Origin of the sequence: Treponema bryantii, assembly GCF_036492245.1 — a bacterium.
In the GTDB taxonomy this organism is placed as follows: Bacteria; Spirochaetota; Spirochaetia; order Treponematales; family Treponemataceae; genus Treponema_D; species Treponema_D bryantii_C.
On record NZ_AP025286.1, the window covers coordinates 1,320,429 to 1,346,434 of the forward strand.

Annotated in this window: 16 protein-coding genes and 1 rRNA gene; 11 read left to right on the forward strand and 6 right to left on the reverse strand. The window is 38.7% G+C overall.

Annotated elements, in window-relative coordinates; genetic code table 11:
- Position 1: 1 nt before the first annotated feature.
- Together sppA and AABJ44_RS05970 are read right to left on the reverse strand one after the other, a co-directional pair.
- A complete protein-coding gene (gene sppA, locus AABJ44_RS05965) occupies positions 2-1,030 on the reverse strand; it encodes a signal peptide peptidase SppA (protein WP_338370998.1) in 1,029 nt (342 codons plus the stop codon).
- Positions 1,027-1,743 (reverse strand): DUF975 family protein, encoded by a 717-nt coding sequence (locus tag AABJ44_RS05970; RefSeq protein ID WP_338370999.1) that lies wholly within the window; start codon positions 1,741-1,743, stop codon positions 1,027-1,029. The genes sppA and AABJ44_RS05970 overlap by 4 nt, the downstream gene beginning before the upstream one ends.
- A 91-nt stretch (positions 1,744-1,834) precedes the next feature.
- Here AABJ44_RS05970 and AABJ44_RS05975 point away from each other — a divergent pair, with 91 nt between their 5' ends.
- Complete coding sequence (locus tag AABJ44_RS05975; protein ID WP_338371000.1) at positions 1,835-2,839, forward strand: tRNA-dihydrouridine synthase family protein; 1,005 nt, start codon at positions 1,835-1,837, stop codon at positions 2,837-2,839.
- Here the strand turns inward: AABJ44_RS05975 and AABJ44_RS05980 are convergent.
- Positions 2,814-4,322, reverse strand: a complete 1,509-nt coding sequence (locus tag AABJ44_RS05980) for a BspA family leucine-rich repeat surface protein (protein WP_338371001.1) — start codon at positions 4,320-4,322, stop codon at positions 2,814-2,816. The two genes, AABJ44_RS05975 and AABJ44_RS05980, sit on opposite strands and share 26 nt — an antisense overlap.
- A 199-nt stretch (positions 4,323-4,521) precedes the next feature.
- Between AABJ44_RS05980 and AABJ44_RS05985 the strand changes: the two genes are divergently transcribed.
- From AABJ44_RS05985 to AABJ44_RS06000, 4 genes are all read left to right on the forward strand, one after another.
- Positions 4,522-5,682, forward strand: a complete 1,161-nt coding sequence (locus AABJ44_RS05985; RefSeq protein ID WP_338371002.1) for a hypothetical protein — start codon at positions 4,522-4,524, stop codon at positions 5,680-5,682.
- Entirely contained in the window at positions 5,682-6,638 is a 957-nt protein-coding gene (locus AABJ44_RS05990) for a PilZ domain-containing protein (protein WP_074644703.1), read from the forward strand. The genes AABJ44_RS05985 and AABJ44_RS05990 overlap by 1 nt, the downstream gene beginning before the upstream one ends.
- Before the next feature lie 132 nt (positions 6,639-6,770).
- Positions 6,771-8,258: a glycine--tRNA ligase gene (locus AABJ44_RS05995; RefSeq protein ID WP_338371003.1), complete on the forward strand. Its 1,488-nt coding sequence runs from the start codon at positions 6,771-6,773 to the stop codon at positions 8,256-8,258.
- Between the two features lie 98 nt (positions 8,259-8,356).
- The gene (locus AABJ44_RS06000; RefSeq protein WP_338371004.1) at positions 8,357-9,118 is read left to right on the forward strand and encodes an aldo/keto reductase; all 762 of its coding nucleotides are present in this window, start codon (positions 8,357-8,359) and stop codon (positions 9,116-9,118) included.
- Between the two features lie 37 nt (positions 9,119-9,155).
- Here AABJ44_RS06000 and AABJ44_RS06005 read toward each other — a convergent pair whose 3' ends face one another.
- A complete protein-coding gene (locus AABJ44_RS06005) occupies positions 9,156-10,538 on the reverse strand; it encodes an HD-GYP domain-containing protein (protein ID WP_074644708.1) in 1,383 nt (460 codons plus the stop codon).
- Positions 10,539-10,862: 324 nt separating this feature from the next.
- Between AABJ44_RS06005 and AABJ44_RS06010 the strand changes: the two genes are divergently transcribed.
- Together AABJ44_RS06010 and AABJ44_RS06015 are read left to right on the forward strand one after the other, a co-directional pair.
- Entirely contained in the window at positions 10,863-11,522 is a 660-nt protein-coding gene (locus AABJ44_RS06010; RefSeq protein ID WP_338371005.1) for a DUF4912 domain-containing protein, read from the forward strand.
- Positions 11,523-11,540: 18 nt separating this feature from the next.
- Positions 11,541-13,130 (forward strand): 1,4-alpha-glucan branching protein domain-containing protein, encoded by a 1,590-nt coding sequence (locus tag AABJ44_RS06015; protein WP_338371006.1) that lies wholly within the window; start codon positions 11,541-11,543, stop codon positions 13,128-13,130.
- 15 nt (positions 13,131-13,145) lie between these two features.
- On the opposite strand, the gene AABJ44_RS06020 is transcribed toward AABJ44_RS06015, so the two are convergent.
- Positions 13,146-14,459, reverse strand: coding sequence for a UPF0164 family protein (locus AABJ44_RS06020; protein ID WP_338371007.1), 1,314 nt, complete (start codon positions 14,457-14,459; stop codon positions 13,146-13,148).
- 91 nt (positions 14,460-14,550) lie between these two features.
- Between AABJ44_RS06020 and AABJ44_RS06025 the strand changes: the two genes are divergently transcribed.
- From AABJ44_RS06025 to AABJ44_RS06035, 3 genes are read left to right on the forward strand one after another with little or no spacing between them, the layout of a single operon-like run.
- Positions 14,551-17,622, forward strand: a complete 3,072-nt coding sequence (locus AABJ44_RS06025; protein WP_338371008.1) for an HlyD family secretion protein — start codon at positions 14,551-14,553, stop codon at positions 17,620-17,622.
- Positions 17,623-17,625: 3 nt separating this feature from the next.
- The gene (locus AABJ44_RS06030) at positions 17,626-22,305 is read left to right on the forward strand and encodes a PP2C family protein-serine/threonine phosphatase (RefSeq protein ID WP_338371009.1); all 4,680 of its coding nucleotides are present in this window, start codon (positions 17,626-17,628) and stop codon (positions 22,303-22,305) included.
- Positions 22,306-22,307: 2 nt separating this feature from the next.
- A complete protein-coding gene (locus AABJ44_RS06035; protein ID WP_074644718.1) occupies positions 22,308-22,625 on the forward strand; it encodes a hypothetical protein in 318 nt (105 codons plus the stop codon).
- Positions 22,626-22,644: 19 nt separating this feature from the next.
- Here AABJ44_RS06035 and AABJ44_RS06040 read toward each other — a convergent pair whose 3' ends face one another.
- On the reverse strand, positions 22,645-23,232 hold the full coding sequence (locus AABJ44_RS06040) for a DJ-1 family glyoxalase III (protein ID WP_338371010.1): 588 nt from the start codon (positions 23,230-23,232) through the stop codon (positions 22,645-22,647).
- Positions 23,233-24,277: 1,045 nt separating this feature from the next.
- Here AABJ44_RS06040 and AABJ44_RS06045 point away from each other — a divergent pair.
- Positions 24,278-25,823: ribosomal RNA gene (locus AABJ44_RS06045) — 16S ribosomal RNA — on the forward strand.
- Positions 25,824-26,006 lie beyond the last annotated feature (183 nt).

Here is a 26,006-nt window from a genome sequence, read left to right on the forward strand (position 1 = left end):
GTTATTTTATTGGAGCAAGATACATAGGCAGCATGCTTGTTTCATTCATTGATTTCATAACTTCTACAGGAACTCCAAGCTGAGCTGCAGCTCTTGCATTTTCAAGTTCAAGAGCTTTGCCTGAAAGAATCTGAATGAAGCCTGGAGACTTTTTCAGATACTTATAGGTATTAACTTTAATTCCAGGCATCTTAAGTTCTTTTTCTGCAAGATCGCGGAGCATGTTATCCCATGAATCAATTGCATCAATCAGTCTAAGATCAAGTGCCTGTTTTGCAGTATAAAGTCTTCCGTCAGAAATTTTGCAGCAGGTGTTGTACTGAATGCCACGATTTTTTGCAACAATAGAAACAAACTGATCATAGCATTCATCACACATAGACTGCATGATAGCCTGCTGTTCTTCTGTGAAAGGTTCGTTGTAATTCATCATGTTTTTATTTTTACCAGAATGAATTGTCTTGGATTTAATTCCAATTTTCTCAAAAAGACCTGTCAGATCAAAGGAAGTTCCCATCATAACACCGATACTGCCGGTAAGAGTATTGCGGTTTGCATAAATCTTAGTTCCAGCACATGAAATGTAGTATCCGCCTGAAGCAGCAAGTGGTCCCTGATAAACATAAACTGGACGTCCGGTTGTTTTATAATCATTTAAGGCAAGATAAATTTCATCAGCCTGGTAAACTGCACCTCCAGGAGAATTGATAAATACTGCAAGAGCTGCATTTTTATAATTTCTCTTTAGAGTCTGAATTGTATTGATGAGCCACTTCTGATTATAATTCTGATTTGCTTCAGAAATAGTTCCTTCAATATAAATAGCTGCAATGAAATTACGTTTGTATTCTTTTGCGGCATTCGGATCATAGGCATCTGAATCTTCTGCAATACGATAGCTTCCATTAGCTGACTGTACATTTGAAGAAAAATCCTGATTCATTTTCCAGACTGTATAGCCTACATATCCACCAATAATAATCAGAAGCATTATGAGAACAATAAGACCTGATTTTGTTGATTTTTTCATTCCGATAAATCCTCCGGTTTAATTCTTCCTGATTCAAGCGCCTCTTTCATAAGTGCATGATAAGCATTTACATAAGTCATGTTCATATATGGAAGAAGCCAGAAGTATAAAATTCCAAGAGTAAATACAGAAAGAAATGCCCAGCCGAGGAAGCTTAAATACATAATAAAAAGATCCAGTTTATGGCCTTTTGTTATTTCAATACTTATTCGCATTGCTTTACTTACTGAAACTTCTTTATATTCTGCAATAATATAGAACATTTGTGAGTATGCAATTGATTTAATGATTCCTGGAATGATAAACAGAAGGGTCCAGAGGAAAATCCATAAGAATTGCCATAAAACTGCAAGAGTAGCACGGGCCCAGTTATTAAAGCCTTCTATAAAATCAGAGAAATAAACCGGCTCTGGTGAACGAGACATCTTTATATATAAGCCGATTGCTGCTACATCAACAATGGCACTTACAACCATGTTAATAATAGAAGTGATGAAAGATGTTGAAGATGCTGTATCAATGGCATATGCTGCATCAGCATAATTACCATTAAAAAGTGCTGTAAAATAACCGCTTTTATAAAGCTGCATTACATCAGGAATTGAAAAAACTGTTGATATTATTACAATAACAACTGTTACGAGAACAGGTATACCCCATCGGCCAGCAAGCTGTTTTTTAGCAAAGTTCTTGTACTTTTTTCGTTCGAACATAGTTTTTTTTCTCCAAATAATTTTTTATGCCTTATAATCATAATACTAAATGCAGGATATTTCAAAGAAATTTTGATATAATATATTGAATATGAATAAAAAATTAATCTGTGGACCAATGGCAACAATTTCTCATCCTGCATTCAGAATTCTTGTAGAACAGTTTGCCGGCTGCGATGAATATTTTACAGAAATGATTAATGCAGGAAGCCTTTTGAATTTCGGTCCCTTTGAAAAATATTATATTGATGCAACTCCGTGCCCGGAAAAAATTGTATGGCAGCTTACAGGTAATGATGCTCCTCGTATGAAAGAAGCAGCAGTACAGCTAGCAGAGTTGCCCGGAATAGGAATTGATATAAACATGGGGTGTTCGGCACCGGATATTTATAAAACAGGTGCCGGTATAGGCTGGATGCTTAGGGATAGGGCAGAAACCGAAGCAATGGTGCGGGAAGTTCGTTCTGTGGTTCCTGTTGGAAAAAGGTTAAGCGTAAAGCTCAGGCTTGGAGATGAGGATTTTACAGAAGGTGGATTTTTTGATTTCTGCGATATGCTTGTAAATAACGGAGTTGAACTTCTAACTCTACATCCGCGAACGAAAAAAGAAAAACTTGCAAGACCGCCCCGATATAAGTTTTGTCAGCAGCTTGCCGAACGCTATAAAGATAAGGTTCCTGTTTATTTAAATGGAAATGTAAAGGATAAGGCTTCTTTTGATTTCGCGATGGCGGTTTGTCCTGATGTTGCGGGAGTTATGATTTCACGGGCAGCAGTGCAGAAGCCCTGGATTTTTCAGAAGCTCAAAGATTCTTCTTATTGCAAATTGGCCGATGAACCAATTAATATGGAAGAACTCTGTCTTGAATATGTAGACTTAATAGAAAAATATCAGCCTCAGGAGTTCTGGAAAACCCGACTCCAGCGTTTTTATACATATTTCTGCATGAATTTTCAGTTTTCGCACTATGCCCAGAGTCAGTTTATAAATGCAGCAGAACAGGGAAATGAAGCTCTCCGCCAGACAATTAAAGAGTTTTTCGAAAAATGCCCGGAGGAGAGAATAATTACTATATCTTGTCAGCAATATCTGTAAAATAGCCTGGCAAATTCTCGCCGCCGTCTATGCGTGCATAAACTGCAGACGAGTATTTGCTATTGTAAGTAGTTCCTTTGCCTCCTGTAAGCTCGGAGCAAGCCCAGAACATCTTGTTATCATTTTTAGAGAGATTTTTTGTTGTAAAATTATTTGATACATATATTATTTGTAAGTTACCACAACCATAGAACATTTGCTCCATATCAGTAACCTTGCTGGTGTCAAAAATTGAAAGATCAAGTTCTGTTATAACATTACAGTTATTAAACATATAAGCCATATCAGTAACATTGCTGGTGTCAAAATTTGAAATGTGAATTTCTGTTAATACTTTACATGCAGAAAACATACCATGCATATCAGTTACCTTGCTGGTGTCAAAATTTGAAAGGTCAAGGTCTGTTAGAACTTGACAGTGATTAAACATAGATGCCATATCAGTAACATTGCTGGTATCAAAATTGGAGATGTATAGTTTTGTTAGAGCTTCACAGTAAGAAAACATATTTCGCATATTAGTAACCTTGCTGGTGTCAAAATTTGAAAGATCAAGTTTTGTTAGAACTTCACAGTCAAAAAACATATGAGACATATCAGTAACCTTGCTGGTGTTAAAATTGGAAAGGTTAAGCGTATTCAATGCACTACATCCAGGAAACATACATTGCATATTAGTAACATTGCTGGTGTCAAAATTTGAAAGGTCAAGCGTACTCAATGCGCTACATCCATAAAACATATAACCCATATCAGTAACCTTGCTAGTGTCAAAATTTGAAATGTGAATTTCTGTTAATGCTTCACATGCAGAAAACATACCATGCATATCAGTTACATTGCTGGTGTCAAAATTTGAAAGGTCAAGTTTTGTTAGAGCTTTACAGTAATAAAACATATCTCTCATATTAGTTACCTTGCTGGTATCAAAATTGGAGATGTCTAGTTTTAATAAAGCTGTACATTGACAAAACATAAGATCCATATCAGTAACCTTGCTTGTGTCGAAACTTGAAAGATCAAGTTCAGTTAAGGCGTCACAAGTATAAAACATCCAGCTCATATCAGTTACATTTGTGGTATCAAAACATGATAAGTCAATGGTTAAAAGCTGTCTTAAGTTAGAAAATAAAAGGCTGGAATTCTCATTTAAAAATATTTTCTTTTCAGCATTTTCTGTTGTAACATTTTTTGCATAAAAATAAAGAGTTTTATTATTTTTATCAAACCATACAGCAATTTTTTTTTGCTCACTGTCTATGTATTCGATTTTATCATCTTTTGACGGAGCTGTTTTGCTTGGAAGAAACGCAATTGCTTCTTCCCCTCCCAGATTCCGAAATTTTCTGTTTACGAATTCTCCTTCCATAAGTGTATAATTATTATAGTCTAGTGTACTGGAATCGGACTGAGGCTGAGAGCAGCCCAACAATAAATTTAATATGAGTGCAGCAAGTAGTATCAATTTTAGAGTTTTTTTCATAGTTTTTCTCCTAATTTTTTATAATTATATTTTTAATGTACACAAAAAAAAACAAAAAGTGAAGAATCTGTCTATTAGTATCATGAATAATTCTATGCAGAATGACAAAAGAAGATAATAAAAATTCAAAATTTAAAGCAAAAACGAAAAAAGTATGTTATTATTATGATGATTATAAATTAAAGTAGGGCTGTAACAGATGAGCAATTCTATTTTGGTTGATGTAAAAGAAGAAAAGAAAGATGATAAAATAGAAGAAAAGAAAAATCTCGAAGTTCAGGAAATGCAGGATAAAGCTGAAGAAAAGGCTGCCGCTGAACAAGAGGGTACAGTTAAGCCTGCCATTCAGGTTCCTCTTGCAACCCGTTGCGAGAATCCAATTATCGGACGCAAGGTTTTCTTTGTAAATCCTCCTTTATATGTAGAAAATTATCTTCATCTTGAATTAAAACTGCATGAGTATGAAGCTTATATAATCAGTGATTATAAATATACAAAAAATGCGTTAAGAAAATTTCCGGACGCTCTTTGTTTTATATTTATAGATGATGAAATGAGCTATGACGAATGGTTTAATTTTATTCAGTCTTTTCAGAATGATGAAAAACTAAAAACTATATTTGTAGGCCTTATGTCTGCAGTTATTCCAAAGCCTCAGAAAGAAAGGTTTATGATGAATCTTTCTCTGCCTGGTGGATTTATAATGCTGGACGAGTTTAAAGGTTCTGCCCTTATAGAAAAAATCGTTGGTATTCTTGAACTGAACGGCGCAAAAGGACGCCGTAAATATCTTCGCCTTGATTGTGATGCTTCAATAACTATAAACGGATACTTTGCAACTAAAACTCAGTTGCTGCAGGTTACTGTACTGAATATTTCTTCTGTTGGATTTACCTGCTGTTATCCGCGAAGCTATGGTGATGCTCTTGTCAAAAATATGCTGGTTCCAAGTTTTTCAATTACTCTTGGCAGGCGTTCTATCGTTACTCCGTCTGTAGTTTTTGATATTAAGGTTGTAGATGCAACAAGATACTTTGCCATCATGCTGTTTGCTAAGCAGGTAGGCGAGGATGATAAAAAAGTAATTAAAAATTTCATTTTTGAACAGCTTGAGCAGCGATTTGAAAATCTGATTTTTTCGCTACCTCCTGACACAGAAGATTATTCAAATAAAAAGCCAAAAGCAGTAGAAACTGAGGAGATTCCGGAAGCAGAAGAAGTTGAAACAGCAGAAGAGGTTAAGCCGGAAGATGAAACTAAACCAGATGAAGCTAAACCAGATGAAGCTGTAAAAACAGAAGAAACTGCCAATCCGGAAGAAGAAAAAGCTTCTGATACAGGAGAGAGTGAAGTTAATTAATGGAATCGAGAGAGAATCCTTTATTCGGACGAAAAATATTTTTTGTAAATCCGTCTTTTTATATCGAAAAATATCTCATCGATTATCTTCGTAAGAATGAATATGAAGTATATCTTATAAAAGATTATAGAAAAGCAAAGAAAATTCTTTCTGTTTATCCTGACGCAATGTGTTTCATTGATATTGATGAAGCTCTCTCATATTCAGAATGGTTTAACTACATGAAGAGTTTTTCGGTGATACCCGAACTTCAGGGAATATATCTGGGAATTGTTACTCAGTCTGCCGGTTGGGAAGATAAAGATAAGTTTCTTATGAATATCAGATTGCCAGGCGGTTTTACTGTAATTACAAAACAGGAACCGCTTATTGAACACTTTGCTGCAATTCTTGATCTGAATGGAGCAAAAGGACGCCGTAAATATCTTCGTCTTGATACAAGAAGTGAAAAAGATGTAAGCGGCTATATGACATCAGAAGGAAAAGTTTATCCGGTTAATATAAAAGACATTTCAAGTGTAGGCTTTGCGATTATTTATAAACAGGAATTAATGCCTCTTTTTCAGAAAAATACACTTATAAGAAATATCTGCCTTTCTGCAGGACGAAAATCTATGGTTTGTTCCTGCATCGTTTTTAATACTCAGGTAAATCCGGATGGAACTGCAATGTCGGTTCTTATGCTTACAAATGAAAATCCCGAATCTACAAAAACTTATATCCGTGATTATATTTTCCAGAAATTTGATGCAAAAATGACTACTTTAATTGAAAATGTTGAAAAAGATGATACCCGTTATAATCTGACAGACGAGTATTCTCAGCTTCATGCTGTTCGTGACAGAGATTATGGTGAACTGGAATCACTGGATGCGCTTGAACCGCTTGAAGAGGAAGGAAAATCAGAATCAGAAATAAAGTTTACCGGCTCAAATATTGAAGATGATTTACTCTGATTTTTAGTTTGCATACATTTTCTTTTTGTGGTAATCTCACATTTACAACTTAAATGCCTTTGGCTGCCTTTCCCGGTATGTCTTGGCAAAAAAATCAAAAACGGCCCACGCCAGAGTCGTAAGGAGATATAAATGGCAAAAACAGAAACTAAAGATACACACGCATGTACCCTGGACAAAATCATCAGCTTGTGTAAAAGAAGAGGCTTTGTATATCAGGCTTCAGAAATTTACGGTGGCCAGGCAGGTGCTTGGGACTACGGTCCTCTCGGTGTAGAATTCAAGAGAAATATTCAGAACGAATGGTGGCACTACATGACTCAGCTTCACGATGATGTAGTTGGTCTTGATTCTGCTATCTTCCAGCATCATACAACTTGGAAGGCTTCTGGTCACGTTGACCACTTCTCTGACCCTATGGTTGACTGTATTGAATGTAATGCACGCCACAGAGCAGATAAGCTTATCGAAGACTTCATCGCTGCAAACCCGGAAATCAATCCTGGAAAACCTGTTGATACAATGACACACGATGAAATGAAAGCTTTCATCGACGCTAATATCAACTGTCCTACATGTGGTAGCAAGAACCGCAAGTACACTGCTGTACGCGAGTTCAACCTTATGTTCAAGACATATCAGGGACCAATTGCAGACGACAGCCATTTGATTTATCTCCGTCCTGAAACATGTCAGGGTATTTTCACAGACTTCAAGAACATTGTTCAGTCTAACCGTATGAAGGTACCTTTCGGAGTAGCTCAGGTTGGTAAATCATTCCGTAACGAAATCATCTTTAAGAACTTTATTTTCCGTACATGTGAATTTGAACAGATGGAAATGGAATACTTCTGTAAACCAGGAACTGAGGATGAGACATTTGACCGCTGGAGAAAAGACCGCTGGCAGTTCTACCTCAAGTACGGTATTCCAGAAAAGCAGCTCAAGTGGCACCACCACGACAAGCTCGCTCACTACGCAAAAGACGCATACGATATTACATACAACTTCCCAATCGGATTCGAAGAGATTGAAGGTATTCACAGCCGTACAGACTTTGATCTTTCTCAGCATCAGACATACTCAAAGAAGGATATGTCTTACATCGATCAGGAAGACGGAAACAAGAAGTACGTTCCATACGTAATCGAAACTTCTGCAGGTTTGAACAGAAACTTCCTTATGTTCCTCTGCGAAGCATACGAAGAGCAGAATGTTGCAAAAGAGGGTGAGCCGGAAGATTACAGAACAGTTCTTCACCTGGACCCACGTCTTGCACCTATCACAGTTGCAGTTTTGCCTTTGATGAAGAAGGACGGACTTGCTGAAAAGGCCAAGGAAATCCAGCACATGCTCAAGGAAGACTTTGTAACTGATTACGATACTTCCGGAACAGTAGGTAAGCGCTACCGCCGCCAGGATGAAGTTGGTACTCCTTTCTGTGTAACTGTAGACTACGATACAATTCAGGAAAAGAAAGAAGACGGTTCTGCAAACGAACTTTACAACACCGTAACAGTACGTTACCGTGACTCTATGGAGCAGGAACGCGTTGCTCTTGATGACCTGGTATTCTATATCCAGAAAGCTATTAAGAATTATAAGCCGGTAACAAAATAAAAATTCCTCACAGAGTTCTGGAGGACACAGAGTTAGTTTTTTTTATTTATCTCTGTGGCCTCCGTGGTCTCTGTGAGAAACTTTTTGGTGGTGGTACTGTGGAATACGTTAGATTAGGTAAGACAGATTTATTGATTTCTCGCGTAGCATTCGGTGCTATGAGACTGACCGAAGCCGGTGGTGACGAGTCGGTTGCTCTGCTTGTACGTAAGGCTTACGAGTCTGGAATAAATCTTTTTGATACTTCGCGCAAAACTCCAGAGAGTGAAAAACTTTTGGGAGATGCTTTATATGATATCCGCCGCAATGTATTTCTTTCTACTACTACCGCTGCAAAAACTTCAGACGAAATTAAGTCTGACCTTGAAACCAGCCTTATGACGCTTCACTGCGATACTGTAGATTTGTATCAGCTGGAAACAGAAAAATTCCTTCCGCTTCCAGGTGGTGCAGATAAAATCTACGATACTCTTGCAGGTTTTAAAAAGCAGAAGATGGCTGGTCATATTGGAATTGTAACAACTAATTTTGAAACTGCTAAAAAGGCTGTTCTTTCTGATTGTTATGAAACAATACAGTTTCCTTTCAGTATGATTAGCAGTGATGATACAATTGAATTAGTCCGACTGTGCGAAGAGCATGATGTCGGCTTTATTGCCATGCAGCCTTTGTGTGGCGGTGTTATTGAAAATATTCCTCTTGCCTTCGGTTTCCTTCATCAGTACGAAAGCGTTCTTCCTATCTGGGGAGTCAAAAATCAGGATGAATTAAATCAAATCTTATACTTCAACGAACATCCGCCGGTAATCGACGAAAAATTCCATGAGGATGTAGAAAAAATCAGGATGTTCTTTAATTAGTCAAACTGTGCTTGCTGACTCTACTGTGCTTGTCCGACTAACCGAAAATACTGATATCAACTTCTTCAGTGCCGTCTGCTGCCGGTTCTGCTGATTCAAAATCTTCTACAACTGGAGCGGTGGCAGGAGCTGGTTGTGCTTCCGGTTTTGGAGCCTGAACTGCTTTTGCTTCCTGTGCTGCTTCCGCTGCTTTCATCTCTTTATTAAATTTTTCGCGTACAAGTTTTAAGATATCTTCTTTTTCCTGCTTTGTGAGAATACGGAGAATGTTAATGTTGTTTTCTCCAATTTGAAGAGTCTTAAATGAGCCGTCCGGATCTTTTTCTGTAAGAAGTTGAACAACTGGAGTTTTAGGATTGTCAGGATTTGTATCAATTACTTCTGCAACCTTGCGGTTTGAAAGATATACAAAAGTTCCGATAGGGTAGAGCGAAACTGTATACAAAAGTGCCTTGATTACCGAACCATCATAAGCGTGTTCTTTATTCTGAAGTAATTCAAGCATAGCATCAAAAGTTGATTTTTCATCCTTATAACTTCGAGGAGAAGAAATTGCTTCATAAGTACAGGCTACTGCAATAATTTTTGCAATTGAAGAAATTTTATCACCGGAAAGACGGCGCGGATAACCTGTTCCATTTTCTTTTTCATGATGTTCAAGAACACCAAGCTGAATGGAAAGACCGAAGTTCAAATCTTTAATAATTGTATAACCTAAAAGTGTATGCTTTGAAATCTGAGCCTTTTCACGTACAGAAAGTTTTCTTGAGGTCATATAAAGTTGCGGTGGTAAACGAAGCATACCAATTTCATGAAGAATACTTGTTACACCAAGCTCAATAAGCTTTGTAAGATTAAGATGAAGCTGTAATGCAACTGCAAGACATAAAACTGTTGTTCGCATGGTATGAATGATAAGGAAGTTTCTGTCTGCAGCTTCAATAGTGGCATTTACACGAAGAATATAGCGTCTGTGTTCCTTAATAAAAATACACAGATCCTGAACAGTATCTGCAAGTTCTTCCTGATCAATTTCTTTATGAGTTGCGTAATGAGTGAAAACAGATTCAATATAGTTCATGTACTCTTCGTATACTGAACGTACAAGCTCCATTCTTGCCATATCACTGTTTCCAACAGCAATATGCTTTGAATCTTCAATAGCTTTCTTTACATTTTCACCGATTTTTTCTTTTTGAGTATCATTCTCAGGTTCATCAATGCTGGTAATACCGATATCACCGCCAAGACTGATAGAGCCATCACTGAGAACATCTTCAAAGCCCCATTGTTTTAAGGCTTTTATAAGATCATCAGTCATTTCGGCTGTTTTTGGCAGAATGAGGAATGTGCTGTCTACAAAGAGGTCACTGGTATAGGTAATACCTGCACGCAGCGCACTAATACTAATTGTTTCCATTTTTTCGATAATTACCCTATTTCTTTTATCGGCAGGTACTTTAGAAAAGTTTAATTGAATATGGAAAAATGGTAAATAGTCAAAAGGGCAAAAAAAAAGATGAAAAGTCTCACACACTTTTCATCTTTTTAAAGCAAACATAGGAGTTAATTTTCAGGTGTCTGGATGTCGTTGTTCCCACCCGATATTATCACCAACATTTTTATTATCGGTATTTGTCCATTCGACTTTAGTTTTTTTTTCAAAAAAATATGTCTTAAAAAGTCTTCTGCTAAGCAGTTGTCAATCTTGACACTAATGCATTTTTTTAAGATTATGGTGGCTATGAGTGAGGAACCTATAAATCGTGCTTCGTTAGAAAAACTTTCATTTTCAGACCTTGTGAAGCTTGCAGATGAATATGGTGTTGATGTCCCTGAGGATTTGGACAGACGCTTTCTTATTGCAGAACTCCTGGAACTTGCAGAAGAATCAAACAACAAAGAAGATGAAATGATTATCGCAACAGAGACTGATAATCAGCAGCCAATCATATTAAATGGCAATTTTAATGAAACACAGGTATCTTGTGTGCTTCGTAATCCAGCCTGGCTGTTTGTTTTCTGGAATCTTAATGATAATGATTATTCAAGAATTATGGATAATCCGGGAACAAGTCTAAAACTTAGAATCTGTTCTTATAATGATCCTAAGGATGTAAAGCCGGAAGAAGCCTTTGAGGTTCAAACTCCTAGTCAGAGTCAGGAACAGTACGTTCTTATTCCACAGGGAAAAAAATATATAAAAGTTGAACTTATTTGTGTAAAAGGTGGAGCAGGCGAAGTAATAGCCTTTTCTCCGGTTATTTCAATTCCACAGGGCGCTTCTCTGGTTAATGATTTACAGCCAGGAAGAGAAGAGGAGTTTTCTCCAATCGTAGAACTTTCTGGAATAAAGGAATTGATTACAGAACAGTATAAAAATCACAGACATTCTTTTTCTTAATCGGGCAAGGGTTTATTTATGCAAAAAATATTGAGTTTAGTTATAAAAGCTAGTCAGGATTTTATCCGTCATACAGATGAAGATATAAAAGATAATGCTCCAATTCTAAATAATTTTTTTGAAGCAGTTTCAAATGTTTACATTCCACTTTTAAGAATGCTTGAAAATCTTGAAGCAGATAAAATTAAGTGTCGTTTTGCAATCGTTTTACCTCCGGTACTTTGCAATATGCTTTCTGATCCAAGCCTTCAGGATGAATATCTAAACTGGCTTGAAAAACGAAACACTTTTGGAAAGGCTGAACTTAGACGTAATAAAACAGACGAAAAGATTTGTGCCATCATAAATGATACAATCGAAAAAAATAAAAAACTGATTGCAGATTTTACTGAGAAATATAATAAACAGCTTATACCTGTTTTTGCAGAATACATGACAAAAGGATATCTCGAACTCATGGGTACCTGTGGTACAGATATCTTCATGCCTCACTATGCAGATTTAAAAGAAATTATTTCTGCACAGATTGAAAGCGGACTTCACGCATATCGTCAGTATTTTGGTGTTATGCCGGAAGGCTTCTGGCTTCCAGCTATGGGCTATACACCAGGAATTGAAAAACTGATTAGAGCTTATGGTTATACTTACACAATTCTTGATTCAAGAAGTATTCTGTTTTCTGAAAAAGTACCAGAGGCTGGTATTTTCTATCCTTCTCGTACAGATAATTCTCTTGTTATTTTTGCAAGAAACCGCGTAATAGATTCAGAGCTTTTTGGTGAAAACGGTATCATCTATTCTGAGTGTTATAGAAATCAGAATCGCGATGTTGGTTATGAACTGCCAATGGAAAAGCTTTCTTCTCTTATCGATAAAGATGGAATCCGCTATTCAACAGGTTTTAAGTACTGGAACCGCTGTTTTAAGGATTCTGGCTGTCTTTATAATAAGGAATGTGCAGAGGCTCAGCTCGAAAAAGATTCAGATGCATTTGTTGAAAAGCGCTTTCAGACACTTTCAAAAGCTGCCGAACTGCTTCCATCATACAATTTTGTATCTGAAATCTGTACGCTGGATATTTCAAAACTCAGCAAAACCTGGAATGAATGTATTGCCTGGCTCGAAAAAGTAATCAGAAAAGCTTGCGATAAAGGACTTGATGTTCTTTCCTGCGATAAAATGTGCGATGAACAGTATAATCTTGAAAAAATTGAACCATACTTTTCTGCAGGCGCAGGGGCTGGTTATGGTGAAAACCTTCTTTCAAGCAAAAACTGCTGGATGATGCGCTACATAAGAAAAAGCTGCGAGCGTATGATTGACCTTGCAGGTCGTTTCCCAATGGATACAGGTTTGAAGACAAGACTCTTAAATCTCGGTGCAAAAGAGCTTATGCTTGCTCAGAGTTTGAATCTTGCAAAGATGATAAACCGCTCAGAGTTCCCACAATTCGCCGAGAAACGTTTTAAGGAATCGATCGGGGCATTCACCGCAGTATTTGATTCACTGGGCTCGAACACAGTAAGTACAGAATGGCTTACTAAACTTGAGGCGCGTGATTCAATTTTCCCTTGGATGAATTACCGAATATTTACAAAGAAGCGATAATTTTAAGGTTTAAATCTAGTCCAGCATAAGTGATTCACGAATCTGCTGGAACATTTCGATTTGATAACGGGCGCTTTGAATACCCTGAATAGCCGGGTCAAAGCGCTTGTTTAATTTTAAAGCTTCCTGCCAGACTATAATTGCATCTTCCCATTTTGCATCTGCGTAATACTTTAATCCCAGCTGATAGTATTCATCTACCTGTGCATCGGTTATGCTTCGGCCTTTGTCTCCCAGAAGTATTTTAGCAGAAAGACTGATACGGTTCAGAGGGGCGAGGGAAGTTGTTAAATCAAGAGTATAATTCATATTCAATCTGATTTTTGCAACTTCAAATTCAAAACCGGAACTTATTCTCGGGTTAGCACCTTTTAGAGAAAATCCTGCAAGGAAAGAAATGTATGAAGCAAATTGAATTGAAAGTCCTGTGTTGAAATATGGGATTCTGTAATGAGAAAAATCCATAAGATTCAATGGCTGAACAAAATCAAAAGAAAGTGTTATCGGCTTAATGAATTTTAAGGAAATACCGGCAGCAACTGTAGTTGGAAGCGGATCATCTAATTTTATGGAATTTCCAAATCCTGTTATGGAAACGCCGACATTTTGTGCAGAAATACCGATACGGACATTCGAATCCCGCGATGAATAATACTTTAAGAAGTTAAACTGGAGCATAAAACCAATGTCTGCCATAACGGCAAGCGCGCTTTGTGAAAGACCTGAACCGGCAATTATAGCTCCGCTGTCATTGTCAGTGTAATCGGGCATACCACGCCAGCCAGCTTTTAAGGTTATGCCCGCAGCAAGTCCCTTAAAATCATAACCTGCAAGAAGATTATAAGAAGCATTGAGAGCTGCTACAGTTTCTGTGTAGTAGCTGGCAGCAACACGGTCTCCAAAAAAATTATATTCAGTAAAAGGCATGTAAAAGCAGGAGAGATAGCCGCCCGCGCTTAGATGAGGAGTATTCTTGAATCTTGTGGTAAATCCAAGAGTTTCCAGTTTTGAATCTGCAATCCAGGAATTATGAAAAAGGGCAATTTGAGTTTCTTTTTGAATGGAACCTGCTGCAGGGTTAAATCGCAGATAGCTTATATCATCACAAAGCCCGGTATAAGCGTTTCCAAGGCTTTCTGTTCGGCCTCCAAAAGGAATCAAAAGTGAACGGAACGAAGTGGTTCCTTCATCTGAATCAGTGAGGGAAGAAAAAAGGTCTCCGATAACAGTTTCTGCGTCTGTAATAGATGCTGCTTGTAATTTTGAGCAAAAAAGCATGAGAAAAATTAAAACTGTAGATTTACGGATAAAATATCCCTTTTTCTTCATAATCTACTTCTTTTTCGGAATTTTAATTCTTTTCTATAAGTATAATATCTTATTTGCCGAAAATACAATATAATAGTTTATAATAAATAATATGAAAGGGAAAACTCTTCTCTGTTTCGCAGTTGTATTTTTTCTCACTTTGCCCTGTATTTTTGCTCAGGAAAAGGAAGATATGTCCCTTTTTGAAATTGACCGTCTTATCCGTCGTACAGAATATGATGAAGCTTTGAGACAGCTGAATATATACATCGAAAAGAATCCTGAAAACTTTGATAATGCTCAGGCCAGAATAAAAAGAATTATGAATGCCCGTAATCAGTATTCAATTCTGGCATCAAAGCTCATAACTTTAATTCAGACAGATCCGGGAAACAACAAGGAAATATATGAAATAACCGCCCAGCTGGAAAAATTCGAAAAGAATCCTTCAGATCAGAACCTTCAGTTTGTTGCAGATTTGAAAAAGTCTGCGGAGTTTAACTATTTCCGAGCTCTTTTCCTTGAGATTCAGAATGAAACTGCTGCCAGATCTCTTGCAGGAGAATATGTTGCTGCTGTTGAAAAGGCTAAGGAAGGTTTCTGGCTTTACCGCGACAATTTTTATGACCAGTGGGAAAACAATCCGGAAATTACCGGCGCGGTTGATAAAACTCTTGCTGAGCTTGATGTACGGCTTAATGAGTTTGAAGAAAAAAACTATCTGCCTCGATTTAATAACCTTATCAATGATTTTATAAAGGCTGTTCGTGCAGAGCAGTATGACCAGGCATTAAACAGACTTTCTGAGGTTGAAGAAAGCTTTAAGCATTATACACGTTTAAGACAGCAGATAATTGATGTTGGAACAAGTCTTCAATCGCAGTTTGCTGAAGTTCAGAAACTTGATTCTGATTCAACAGATGCTTCATTTCTGCCTTTTATGTTCCGTTTTGTATTTGGAGTTGATTCAGTACCATTTTCCGGAATCCTTGGTGCAGTTGATGCACAGTGGAATTCTGCAGTTGGAAAAATGAATGAAGCTGTATATGCCGTACTTCTTAAAAAATACAGCGGTTATGAAACAGCTATCAATCAGCCACTTGTAACAGAAATCAAACGCTATACTTCACTTGACCGTAGAGTTCTTGATATTTATAAACTTGGACTTTCTGATTCTCATGCCTTGAAAAATCCTTATGATGAATATTATGGAGCCTGCAGTTACATTCAGAATCTTTCAGAAAGTGCTTTACGACTCACACAGGTGCGTAAAGAAATTATTTCTGTAACAGAAACACAGCAGAAGGATATCGCTCAGATAAAAGCTGCAGACGGAAATGAAACAACTCTGATAAAAAGGCTTTTTGATTCAAATGATAAGATTATATCTCTTGCAGGCGTAAAGTCAGATCAGCATATTTCTTCGTATGAATGGGCTTCAGGTGCCCGTTCTGATTTTTCAGGACTTTCAGAAGCCTACGAAACAATACTTGATGATATTTTTGAAAAAACAGAAACGGCACTTACCGGTTCCTGGGCTGAAATTACAGAATATTATTCAAAGGATGCTGTCAGACTTTATGACAGTGCGTTTGTTTATTATAATTGTGCAGATAAATATCGTACGGGCTTCTTTACAAAAATTCCGAATAATATACTTTCAGAAATTAACCGCGATGTTTCAAAATCTCTGGTTTATCAGAATACTTTCAATGCAAATCCTGAACTTGATTTTGGAATTGTCTACAGTTATCCGGATCTTTCATATTCAATTTCGCAGTATACAAAAACGATTGCAGAAAAAGGAATTGCCTCTCTCAATGGTTATGATTCTGTGATTCTTGAGAATTTTAACAGTCGTCCACAGCAAAAGGAAAATATAGAAATACAGGAGCTTGTAAATAAGGCTCAGGAAAATATTGCCCTTGAACGTCAGAAACTGACAAAGCTTATTACAGATTCACAGGCGCAGGCTGCAGTAGCAAAAAATCAGATGACTGCCGCTCAGCTTGCCCGTAATGAAGCTGACCTCCGTTATTCAGAAGCTCAGAATGCACTCCGCCGCGAAGACTTTGATACAGCTCGTAAAAAACTTCAGGATGCGCTTTCAAAATATGATGAAGCACTTATGAATCAGAATGATGAAACACTTCGTTCTGAAACAGACCGCAAACTTCAGACCTTAGGCGAAAGTATTGCAAAAGCAGAAAACGAACTTGTTGTTCGCGAGGTTCGTGATCTTAAGACCCGTGCAAAAGATGCATATTTTAACGGACGTTTTGATGATGCCGAAAAATATCTGAATCAGGCAAAAATCCGCTGGGCAGTTACCAACGTTAATGAAGATGAAGAAATCACAAATCTTTTGAACTTTGTAAATACTGCAATTTCAATGAAAACTGGCCGCGAGATTCTTCCGTCTGCACCACAGTATCCGGAAATGTCTCAGCTCTTGAATATGGCTTACCAGTATTTTGATGAAGGAAGCAGGAAAATAGGAGAGGGGAATAGAACAGGTGGTGAAGCAGATTTAGCACTTGCCCTGGAGAGTATTCAAAAACTTCAGTATGTATATCCATTGAATCAGGAAGCTTCTATCCTTACTTTAAGAATAAACCGTCTGCTGGATCCTAAAAAGTTTACGGATGAATTTGCCCAGAAAATAGAAATGGCAAAAATGATGTGTAAGAGTAAGGATACACGACAGGAAGGCTATGCAAATCTTCTTGATTATTATGAACTGGATCCGAACTATAAAGGACTTAAGGATTTAATTTATCAGGTTGAAATTGATATAGGAATCCGTCAGAAGCCTGTAAGCAATACTGGTGTAAACCGTGCAAATAAACTGATTGCAGATGCACAGAAAATCTATAATTCTGCGGGTAATGATACGGCAAAATTACAGAGCGCCCTTGCAAAAATAGATGAAGCCCTGGCCCTTGTTTCTGATAATAAAGAAGCAATGAACTTAAAGGATAAAATTACAACTAAGATAGGTGGTAATACTTCTACAGTCCTTTCTACAGAAGATGAAAGACTTTATCAGCTTGCAATTCAGAGACTTCAGAATAATAATGTAGTAGGTGCGAATGCAATTGTTGAGCAGCTTCTTAAAAAGCCGGCAAATGCTAATTCGCAGAAAATCAAAGACTTAAAGAATAAGATTGAGGCAAGAAGTTAGGTTATGAAGAGAGTTGCAGCTTTGCGGAAAATAAAAAAACTTTTTGTTCTCATTCTTTTTGTACTGGGCTGCCTTTCTGTCTTACCAGGAGAAGATTTTTACTGGGAAAATCCTGCTGTAATTACTGATACAGATTCCCGCTTTCCTGTAACAATGGTTTCTGCAGATGGAAATTATACTTATATGTTCTGGCAGGAAGTTGATACTAAGGCGCGGCAGATATACCTTTCAGTTAGAATTTACAGCAGCCTTAAGAATTATTCAGAAAACAGGCGTTTTGCAGGACCTTTCAGTTATTCGGGAGAAGAAGTTCCGGATATTTATACAACTGCTGTTCTGAAAAAAGGAACAGTTGGTGTTGCAATAATGACGGGGCTTTCAAATCTTTCGGTTTTCGTTTCAACTGATAACTGTAAAAACTTTACAGAAACAAAATTACCGGCTGCTTCATCAATTACTGTTGCCCCAAGAATCTATAAAACGGGTAATGACAGTTTTAAGCTTTTTACATCTGTTGGTGAAGAAAACTCGTTTACGCTTTTTTCTGCTGATTCACCTGATGGTGTAAAATGGAGCCGCTTTGCTCAGTTCCAGCCGGCATTGAATTATAGAAATCCTTTTATTCCTGTTCTTTTTGCTTCTTCATTTGGAGATATTGTTGTTTTTCAGGCTCAGTATACATCGGCTGAAACAAGCAGACTTTCATATCAGCTGTATATGACTGTTGATTCAAGCGGCTCGGGAAAGAACTGGACTCAGCCTGTACTGATTACAGACAGAAACTCTCTTGCTGCCCGTGGTGGAAAACAGTTTCATGAATATCAGAACCAGAGGCCAGGTCTTTTTGAATATGATGGCGAAGTTTATCTTGCCTGGGAAAGAACCGATTCTGTAAACTCTGCAATCTGGATTGAAAAAATTACTGCTGCAGGTGTAACTGCTGGAACAGCAGAAAAACTATCTGATAACGGAAATGCAAGCCGTCCTGTAATGTTTAAATACAATGATTCTTTGTATCTGACCTGGTTTGATACAAGGCGAGGTCGTGAATCAATCTATATGGTAAAAAAGAATGGCAGTTACTGGAATGAAAGCCGGCTGGTTGAAGACCGAAACTCAAATCTTTTTGTATATCCGCTTGTAACTGCAGAAACAGATGGTTCTGTTTTATCATTTATATGGCAGCAGGTAAATTCTGCTTCAAAGAATTCAATCGCAATTCTCTCACCAGATAAAACTGTTATGCCTCCGACTTTTAATCCGCTTTCCTATAAAAAAGGAAAAAGTTCACGTGCAGAAGATGTTCGGATTCAGATTATATTCCCTGCGGACTCATCAAATATTTCCGGCTATTCATATACCTGGGGCAGGGAAAACTCTAAAGAGCCCCCAAAACAAATTGAGCATTTTACAAAAGAAAATACACTCCGCCTGAAAGCAACTGAAGATGGAAATTATATTCTTATGGCGCGGGTTTCAGATTATGCTGGAAACTGGTCAGAGCCTTCTTCAATTTCTTATCATCTTGATTTAACTCCACCAGAGGCTCCTGAAATTACAATTGATAATCTTGATGAATATGGCTTCCTTGATTCAAATAATTACAGCCTGAACTGGCTGCCTTCTGTTTCAAAGGATGCGGCACAATATCTTTATAAGATTGATTATCTTGGTTCAATTCCAAAATCAATTTCAGTTTCAAAAAAACATCCGATGAAGCTTAGCACTGAGCGGATGGAAGAAATCAAAAATAGTCTGCTTACAAGGTATGACCCTCAGTTGAAAAAGCAGAGAAGGCTTACAACTTCAAATTCTACGGCAACACGTAAACAAACGACCGTTCGTTATTATAACAGATCAAACGGTGTTTATCTTATTTCAGTAGCTGCAATTGATGAAGTAGGAAATATAAGTGAGCCTTCAACTGCATTGTATATTTTGAATAAATATCAGCCGTCAACCTATGTAACTTCAGTACAACAGACAAAAGCTGATGCTGGTGAAAGTACTATTGTAATTTCCGGTGGTGGCTTTACGTATGACGGAACAGTCAGTGAGATTTATATTGATGCTGATGGTAAAGCTCCGTACGACCTTATTTTAAGAGCCTCTGATGGTCAGTTCCGTGTTCAGTCAGATACCCGTATTTCAAACATAAAAACTGGAACCGATCTGGATGAAGGTACTTATAAAATTGGTCTTTTACATACAGACCGCGGATTATATTTTACCGGAAATGTTCTTCAGATATCACAGAGCGGAACCCTCAAAATTGAAGCCGAATATGAACCGCAAAGCAGACTTAGTTCGGAATTCCAGAAATATAAATATACAGTTGCAATCAGTCTGATTATTGTTTTTGTGCTTTTAATGATTGCTGCAATTACTTTGATTTTTATATTGATAAATATTTATCAGAATATACACGAAAGAAAATTGACAGAGAACGAAGTTTCTTCACTGTTAACAGGAGCTGCCATGCCATTAAAAGATTTACGGAAAAATTTCAAAGGACTTCCAAGTCTTAAGAAAAAGCTTATTGTATTTGCCTTCTCACTTGTAATTGCAGTTGTAATCGCGGTTTCACTTGAAAACGGATATAAGGTAATCAGACTTCAGGAACAGACTATGGCAGCCGGTCTGGAAAACAGAACTGAAGTACTTCTTGAAAGCCTTCACTCAGGTGTAAAAAACTTCTTCCCTGCAAATAATCTTCTGGAACTTTCTGCACTTCCTGCGCAAAAAGATGCAATGCCGGAAGTTAAATATGTTACGATAATTGGTCAGCAGCTGGATTCAGATTCTTCGGAAAATCTTAATTATATCTGGGCAACTAATGATCAGGATATAAGCGTAAAGATGGACAGCTATTCACTGGTTTATGGTGAATCACAGCTTACAGAAAAAGTAATTCTTGAAGTCACTGAAAAACTAAAGGAACTCGATAAAAAAATTGCTTCAGAAGTAGGGGAGCTTTCGGATAAAATTGACGGCCTTTCGAAAGATGCTGAAGCGTTGTATGCATCAGGTCTTGAAGATGATACACAGGAAGCAGAAAGACTTTCAGATGTTATTGTTGAATTACGAAATCAGCTTGATCTGCGGCTTGCAGAATATTCAAAGAGTGCAGCTGGTTCATACCCTGCTTTTGATTCAGATGACCTTGACCGCAGCAGAACAGATTATCTTTTCTATCGACCGGTTTTGTATCGCAAAGGAACTACAGGAAACTATATTCACAGTGTAATTTATCTTGAGCTTTCTACTCAGAGTCTTATAGACAGCCTTAATGCCGAAATCAAGAAAATCGTAATCTTCTCTCTGATTGTTGCGATTGCAGCAGTTGCCTTTGGAATTATTGGTGCTTATGTATTTGCTTCACTGATTGTCCGCCCGATCAAAAAACTTGAAAAGCACGTAATTATGATTGGACAGACTAAGAACAAAATCAATCTTAAGGGAAAAGATGTTGTGATTAAGTCACGGGACGAAGTAGGACGCCTTGGTGATGCGGTTAATAACATGACCCACGAGCTTGTTGCCAATGCCGAAGAAGAAGCTCTTGCAATGGACGGTAAGGCGGTTCAGAAAGCCTTCCTTCCGCTAGAAGCTCTCGGAGCAAATAATAAAAATACCTATGCAGAATATGCAGATAAAGAACTGGAATGCTTTGGTTACTACGAAGGTGAATCGGGTGTATCCGGTGACTATTTTGATTATAAGCGTCTGGATGATACCTGGTTTGGAATTATTAAGTGCGACGTTTCCGGACACGGTATTCCTGCTGCAATCATCATGACTGTTGTAGCCACAATTTTCCGTCGTTACTTTGAAAAATGGAGTTATGCTAAAAACGGAACCCAGCTGAATAAGCTTGTAGAACAGATAAATGACTTTATTGAAGGGCTTGGGTTGCGCGGTAAGTTTGCTACTTTGATTATCTGTCTTTTGAATGTAAAGACAGGTGAGCTTTATATGTGTAATGCGGGTGATAACCTTGTTCACATTTATGATTCTGCTACACACAGCCTTAAACTTTTGACACTTGCTTCTGCTCCAACTGCCGGAGTATTTACTTCGGATTTAGTTGCAATGCGCGGCGGTTTTGTTGTCGAAAAAACAATTTTGAATCGTGGTGATATTCTTTATCTTTATACTGACGGTATTGAAGAATCAACCCGCCGAATCCGCGAAGTAGATTACACAGTCCGACAAAATGAAGTTGAAGTTAAGAAGATGAATCCGAAAACACATGAGGAAGAAACTGAAATCAAACTTGAGGATGCAAAGGAAGAATTCGGACCAGAGCGAATCAAAGAGATTATTGAAGCGGTATATAACAAACGAAAGTTTACGCTTACAAAACAGGATAATCCAAATGTAACCGAAACCCTTGAATTTGATTTTACTAAATGTGAGGGAACTGTTCAGGAATCTATTCTTGCGCTTGCTTCACTGGAAAAGGTATTCCGTCTTTATAAATCACCAGCTGTTCAGCAGACAGATTACATCAGAATTGATAAAAAGATTGACGAATTCCTTCTAAAATATTTTAATATGTATGATTATTATGCAGCTCATAAAACTGATGATTCTGCAGGTGTAAACTATGTAGATTATGATCAGATGCTCGAAGATGAGCAGTCTGATGACTTAACCATGCTTGCTATTAAGAGGTTGTAATTATGAATATCGAAGAGTTTGGAAATAAGGTAAAATCAATTTTCTCAAAAGGCGTTGAATCTTCAAAAGAAGTTCTTGAAAAAGCAGGAGATAAGGTTCAGGATTTTACAGATAAAAGCGTAACCAAAATCGAAATTCACAAACTCGAAACAAAGCGCGACTGTAAATATGAAGAAATGGGTCTAAAGCTTTCTCAGATGCTTTTAGAAGGTGCTTCAATTACCTGTGAAAATGTAGAAGATATAAGAATTTTAAATGATATTCAGGAAGAAATAAAAAATCTCGCTGAACAGATCAGCGAGAAAGAACGTGAGTTATAGAAACTACCGCAGTACAAAACTAACGCTGCTGGCTGGAATCATGTACCTTATTGTACATAACATCTCCAGCCAGAATTCTAACCAGTTCCATTGCAAATTCTTCCGCAGCTCCAGGTCCGCGTGAAGTAACAAGATTTCCATCTGTAACAAAAACCTTATTGCTGTAACCGCTTAAATATTCAGGCTTTGATTCACCTTCCATATCAGGATAGCATGTCCACTTTTTACCTGCAGGAATTTTTGTTTTTCCAAGTACAACAGCAGGTGCTGCACAGATTGCAGCTACAAGACGTCCTGCATCCCATGCTTTTTCAAGATGATTAAGCAGAGTTGTGCATTCAGAAAGATTGATAGCACCTTTCCCTCCTCCTGGACAAACAACGCAGTCTGGAATTGAATCTCCAAACTTTTTCATATAAGTATCCAGACTCATGTCCATAATCATTGGAACATTATGAGAGCTGGTAACAATCATAGTATCATTAAAGGGTGTTCCCTTTACACCAACAGTATAAACCTCAACGCCCGCGCGTCTGAGATAATCTACAGGTGAAAGAGCTTCGATGTCTTCAAAGCCATCGGCAAAGAATACAGCAGCTGTTTTCATTTTTTCCTCCATATAAACTCAGTATATCATATATTATTAGAAATCTACACATTAAAACGGGCTAAGTATATAAGGATTTTTATTCTCAGAATGTGTGATGCCTGAACACTCCCGCTGAAAAAGCCCGTAGGCTGCGGGTGAGCAATTACTTAAAATATGGTAAGGCGTGCCTGGAATTGCGGGTCCCAGCGACGGCAAAACCGAAAAAGTAATCCCCCAGGGTGCCCCAGGCTCCTCATTTTTGCTTCGCAAAAATTTGTCGCAACCCTGGGACCCCCTTTTTCGTTTTGCCTGCGTCCCACAATTCCAGCCACGCCTTACCATAATCTCCGCCTATAGAAAATGAATATATCACTTTATTCACGGAAATCTGAAAATAATACAGGGGACTGATTATTGTGTGTTTGTTTTCACATACAGAAATTTCTTCCAGAACTCCGTGCATACACCAGAAAATGAGCGGAGCGGGGAAGTTGTACGGGGAGTATGGAAAGGGAGGAAAGAAATTGTGGGACGCAGGCAAGAAAAAATGAGGGAGGACCCATCAGTGCAGGCGCTGGCGAAGCTTTAGCGCCAAGCGAATGATGGGGGGAGTCCCTCATTTTTTTTGCCGTCGCTGGGACCCGCAATTTGTTTCCTCCCTTTACACAGACCCTTTGGTATATCCCCGCTCCGCCAGTTTTGTGGTGAAATGAGCCGGAAAACTGTAAGAATCGGGAATAAAAAAAGTTACAAAAAAATAAAAAAAAAGTGAAAAAAAACACAAAAAAAACGGGATGAGCTATTGACAGTTTTCATGGAAAGATATATATTCATTTTCACCGTCGCAACACTGAGTTGCGACACAGAACAAACAAAAAGTTCTTTGACAGATCAGGGAAGGAAATAACTGACTAAATAATTTTTTTATGTTTTTTATATCAACGAACAAAAACATACCCGCGAGTTTTAGTTCTTAAAACTCGATTGTAAATCAATTCAGCAAATAGATAAAAGCTGGTTTGAACTGTTTATGAAGATCATTAGCCTTCGGGCTATTGAAATAATCATGGAGAGTTTGATCCTGGCTCAGAACGAACGCTGGCGGCGCGTCTTAAGCATGCAAGTCGAGCGGTAAGATTGGTGCTTGCACTAATCCTAGAGCGGCGGACTGGTGAGTAACGCGTGGGTGACGTACCTTTGTGACGGGGACAGCTCCTAGAAATAGGAGATAATACCGGATACGCTGCATGTTGTCAGAGGACATGCAGGAAAGGATCTTTTGATTCGCACGAAGAGCGGCCCGCGTACTATTAGCTAGTTGGTGAGGTAACGGCCCACCAAGGCAACGATAGTTACCCGGCCTAAGAGGGTGATCGGGCACATTGGGACTGAGATACGGCCCAGACTCCTACGGGAGGCAGCAGCTAAGAATATTCCGCAATGGACGAAAGTCTGACGGAGCGACGCCGCGTGGATGATGAAGGCCGGAAGGTTGTAAAATCCTTTTATGACTGAGGAATAAGCAGAGTGAGAGAAACGCTTTGTGGTGACTGTAGGTCATGAATAAGCAACGGCTAATTACGTGCCAGCAGCCGCGGTAACACGTAAGTTGCGAGCGTTGTTCGGAATTATTGGGCGTAAAGGGCATGTAGGCGGTTCTGCAAGTCTGGTGTGAAATGCCGGGGCTCAACCCCGGAACTGCGTTGGAAACTGCAGAACTTGAGTCGCTGAGGGGCAGCCAGAATTCCAGGTGTAGGGGTGAAATCTGTAGATATCTGGAAGAATACCAATGGCGAAGGCAGGCTGCCAGCAGATGACTGACGCTGAGGTGCGAAGGTGCGGGGAGCAAACAGGATTAGATACCCTGGTAGTCCGCACAGTCAACTATGTACACTGGGTGTCCGTTCATGAGAATGGGTGCCGAAGCAAACGCGATAAGTGTACCGCCTGGGGAGTATGCCCGCAAGGGTGAAACTCAAAGGAATTGACGGGGGCCCGCACAAGCGGTGGAGCATGTGGTTTAATTCGATGGTACGCGAGGAACCTTACCTGGGTTTGACATACACAGGAATTATTTAGAGATAAGTAAGCGCAGCAATGCGCCTGTGAACAGGTGCTGCATGGCTGTCGTCAGCTCGTGCCGTGAGGTGTTGGGTTAAGTCCCGCAACGAGCGCAACCCCTACTGCCAGTTACTAGCAGGTAAAGCTGAGGACTCTGGCGGAACTGCCGGTGACAAACCGGAGGAAGGTGGGGATGACGTCAAGTCATCATGGCCCTTATGTCCAGGGCTACACACGTGCTACAATGGCAGGTACAGAGTGAAGCGAAGCAGTGATGTGGAGCAAAACGCAGAAAGCCTGCCTCAGTCCGGATAGGAGTCTGAAACCCGACTCCTTGAAGTTGGAATCGCTAGTAATCGCACATCAGCACGGTGCGGTGAATACGTTCCCGGGCCTTGTACACACCGCCCGTCACACCATCCGAGTGGGGGGTACCCGAAGTCGTGAGTCTAACCGCAAGGAGGACCATGCCGAAGGTACGTTCCGTGAGGGGGGTGAAGTCGTAACAAGGTAGTCGTACCGGAAGGTGCGGCTGGATCACCTCCTTTTAAGAAAAGGAATATCAAGTGTATGTGTACACACAAAACAATCAGTCAGTTATTTCTTTCTCTGATATGTTTAAGAACATGTCAGAACATGATCTTTGAAATTACGAAGGAAGGACGGAAACATACGGGAATATCTTCAGCCGTATGTTGAAATAGAAGACGCTTTTAAGCGAGGGGTTGTAT

Coding starts and splice junctions, on each gene's coding strand:
- AABJ44_RS06020 (WP_338371007.1), bottom strand. CDS start 14,459: ATGAAGAAAAAGGGATATTTTATCCGTAAATCTACAGTTTTAATTTTT.
- AABJ44_RS06030 (WP_338371009.1), top strand. CDS start 17,626: ATGAAGAGAGTTGCAGCTTTGCGGAAAATAAAAAAACTTTTTGTTCTC.
- sppA (WP_338370998.1), bottom strand. CDS start 1,030: ATGAAAAAATCAACAAAATCAGGTCTTATTGTTCTCATAATGCTTCTG.
- AABJ44_RS06025 (WP_338371008.1), top strand. CDS start 14,551: ATGAAAGGGAAAACTCTTCTCTGTTTCGCAGTTGTATTTTTTCTCACT.
- AABJ44_RS06035 (WP_074644718.1), top strand. CDS start 22,308: ATGAATATCGAAGAGTTTGGAAATAAGGTAAAATCAATTTTCTCAAAA.
- AABJ44_RS05995 (WP_338371003.1), top strand. CDS start 6,771: ATGGCAAAAACAGAAACTAAAGATACACACGCATGTACCCTGGACAAA.
- AABJ44_RS05975 (WP_338371000.1), top strand. CDS start 1,835: ATGAATAAAAAATTAATCTGTGGACCAATGGCAACAATTTCTCATCCT.
- AABJ44_RS06010 (WP_338371005.1), top strand. CDS start 10,863: ATGAGTGAGGAACCTATAAATCGTGCTTCGTTAGAAAAACTTTCATTT.
- AABJ44_RS05970 (WP_338370999.1), bottom strand. CDS start 1,743: ATGTTCGAACGAAAAAAGTACAAGAACTTTGCTAAAAAACAGCTTGCT.
- AABJ44_RS05985 (WP_338371002.1), top strand. CDS start 4,522: ATGAGCAATTCTATTTTGGTTGATGTAAAAGAAGAAAAGAAAGATGAT.
- AABJ44_RS06015 (WP_338371006.1), top strand. CDS start 11,541: ATGCAAAAAATATTGAGTTTAGTTATAAAAGCTAGTCAGGATTTTATC.
- AABJ44_RS06005 (WP_074644708.1), bottom strand. CDS start 10,538: ATGGAAACAATTAGTATTAGTGCGCTGCGTGCAGGTATTACCTATACC.
- AABJ44_RS05990 (WP_074644703.1), top strand. CDS start 5,682: ATGGAATCGAGAGAGAATCCTTTATTCGGACGAAAAATATTTTTTGTA.
- AABJ44_RS05980 (WP_338371001.1), bottom strand. CDS start 4,322: ATGAAAAAAACTCTAAAATTGATACTACTTGCTGCACTCATATTAAAT.
- AABJ44_RS06040 (WP_338371010.1), bottom strand. CDS start 23,232: ATGAAAACAGCTGCTGTATTCTTTGCCGATGGCTTTGAAGACATCGAA.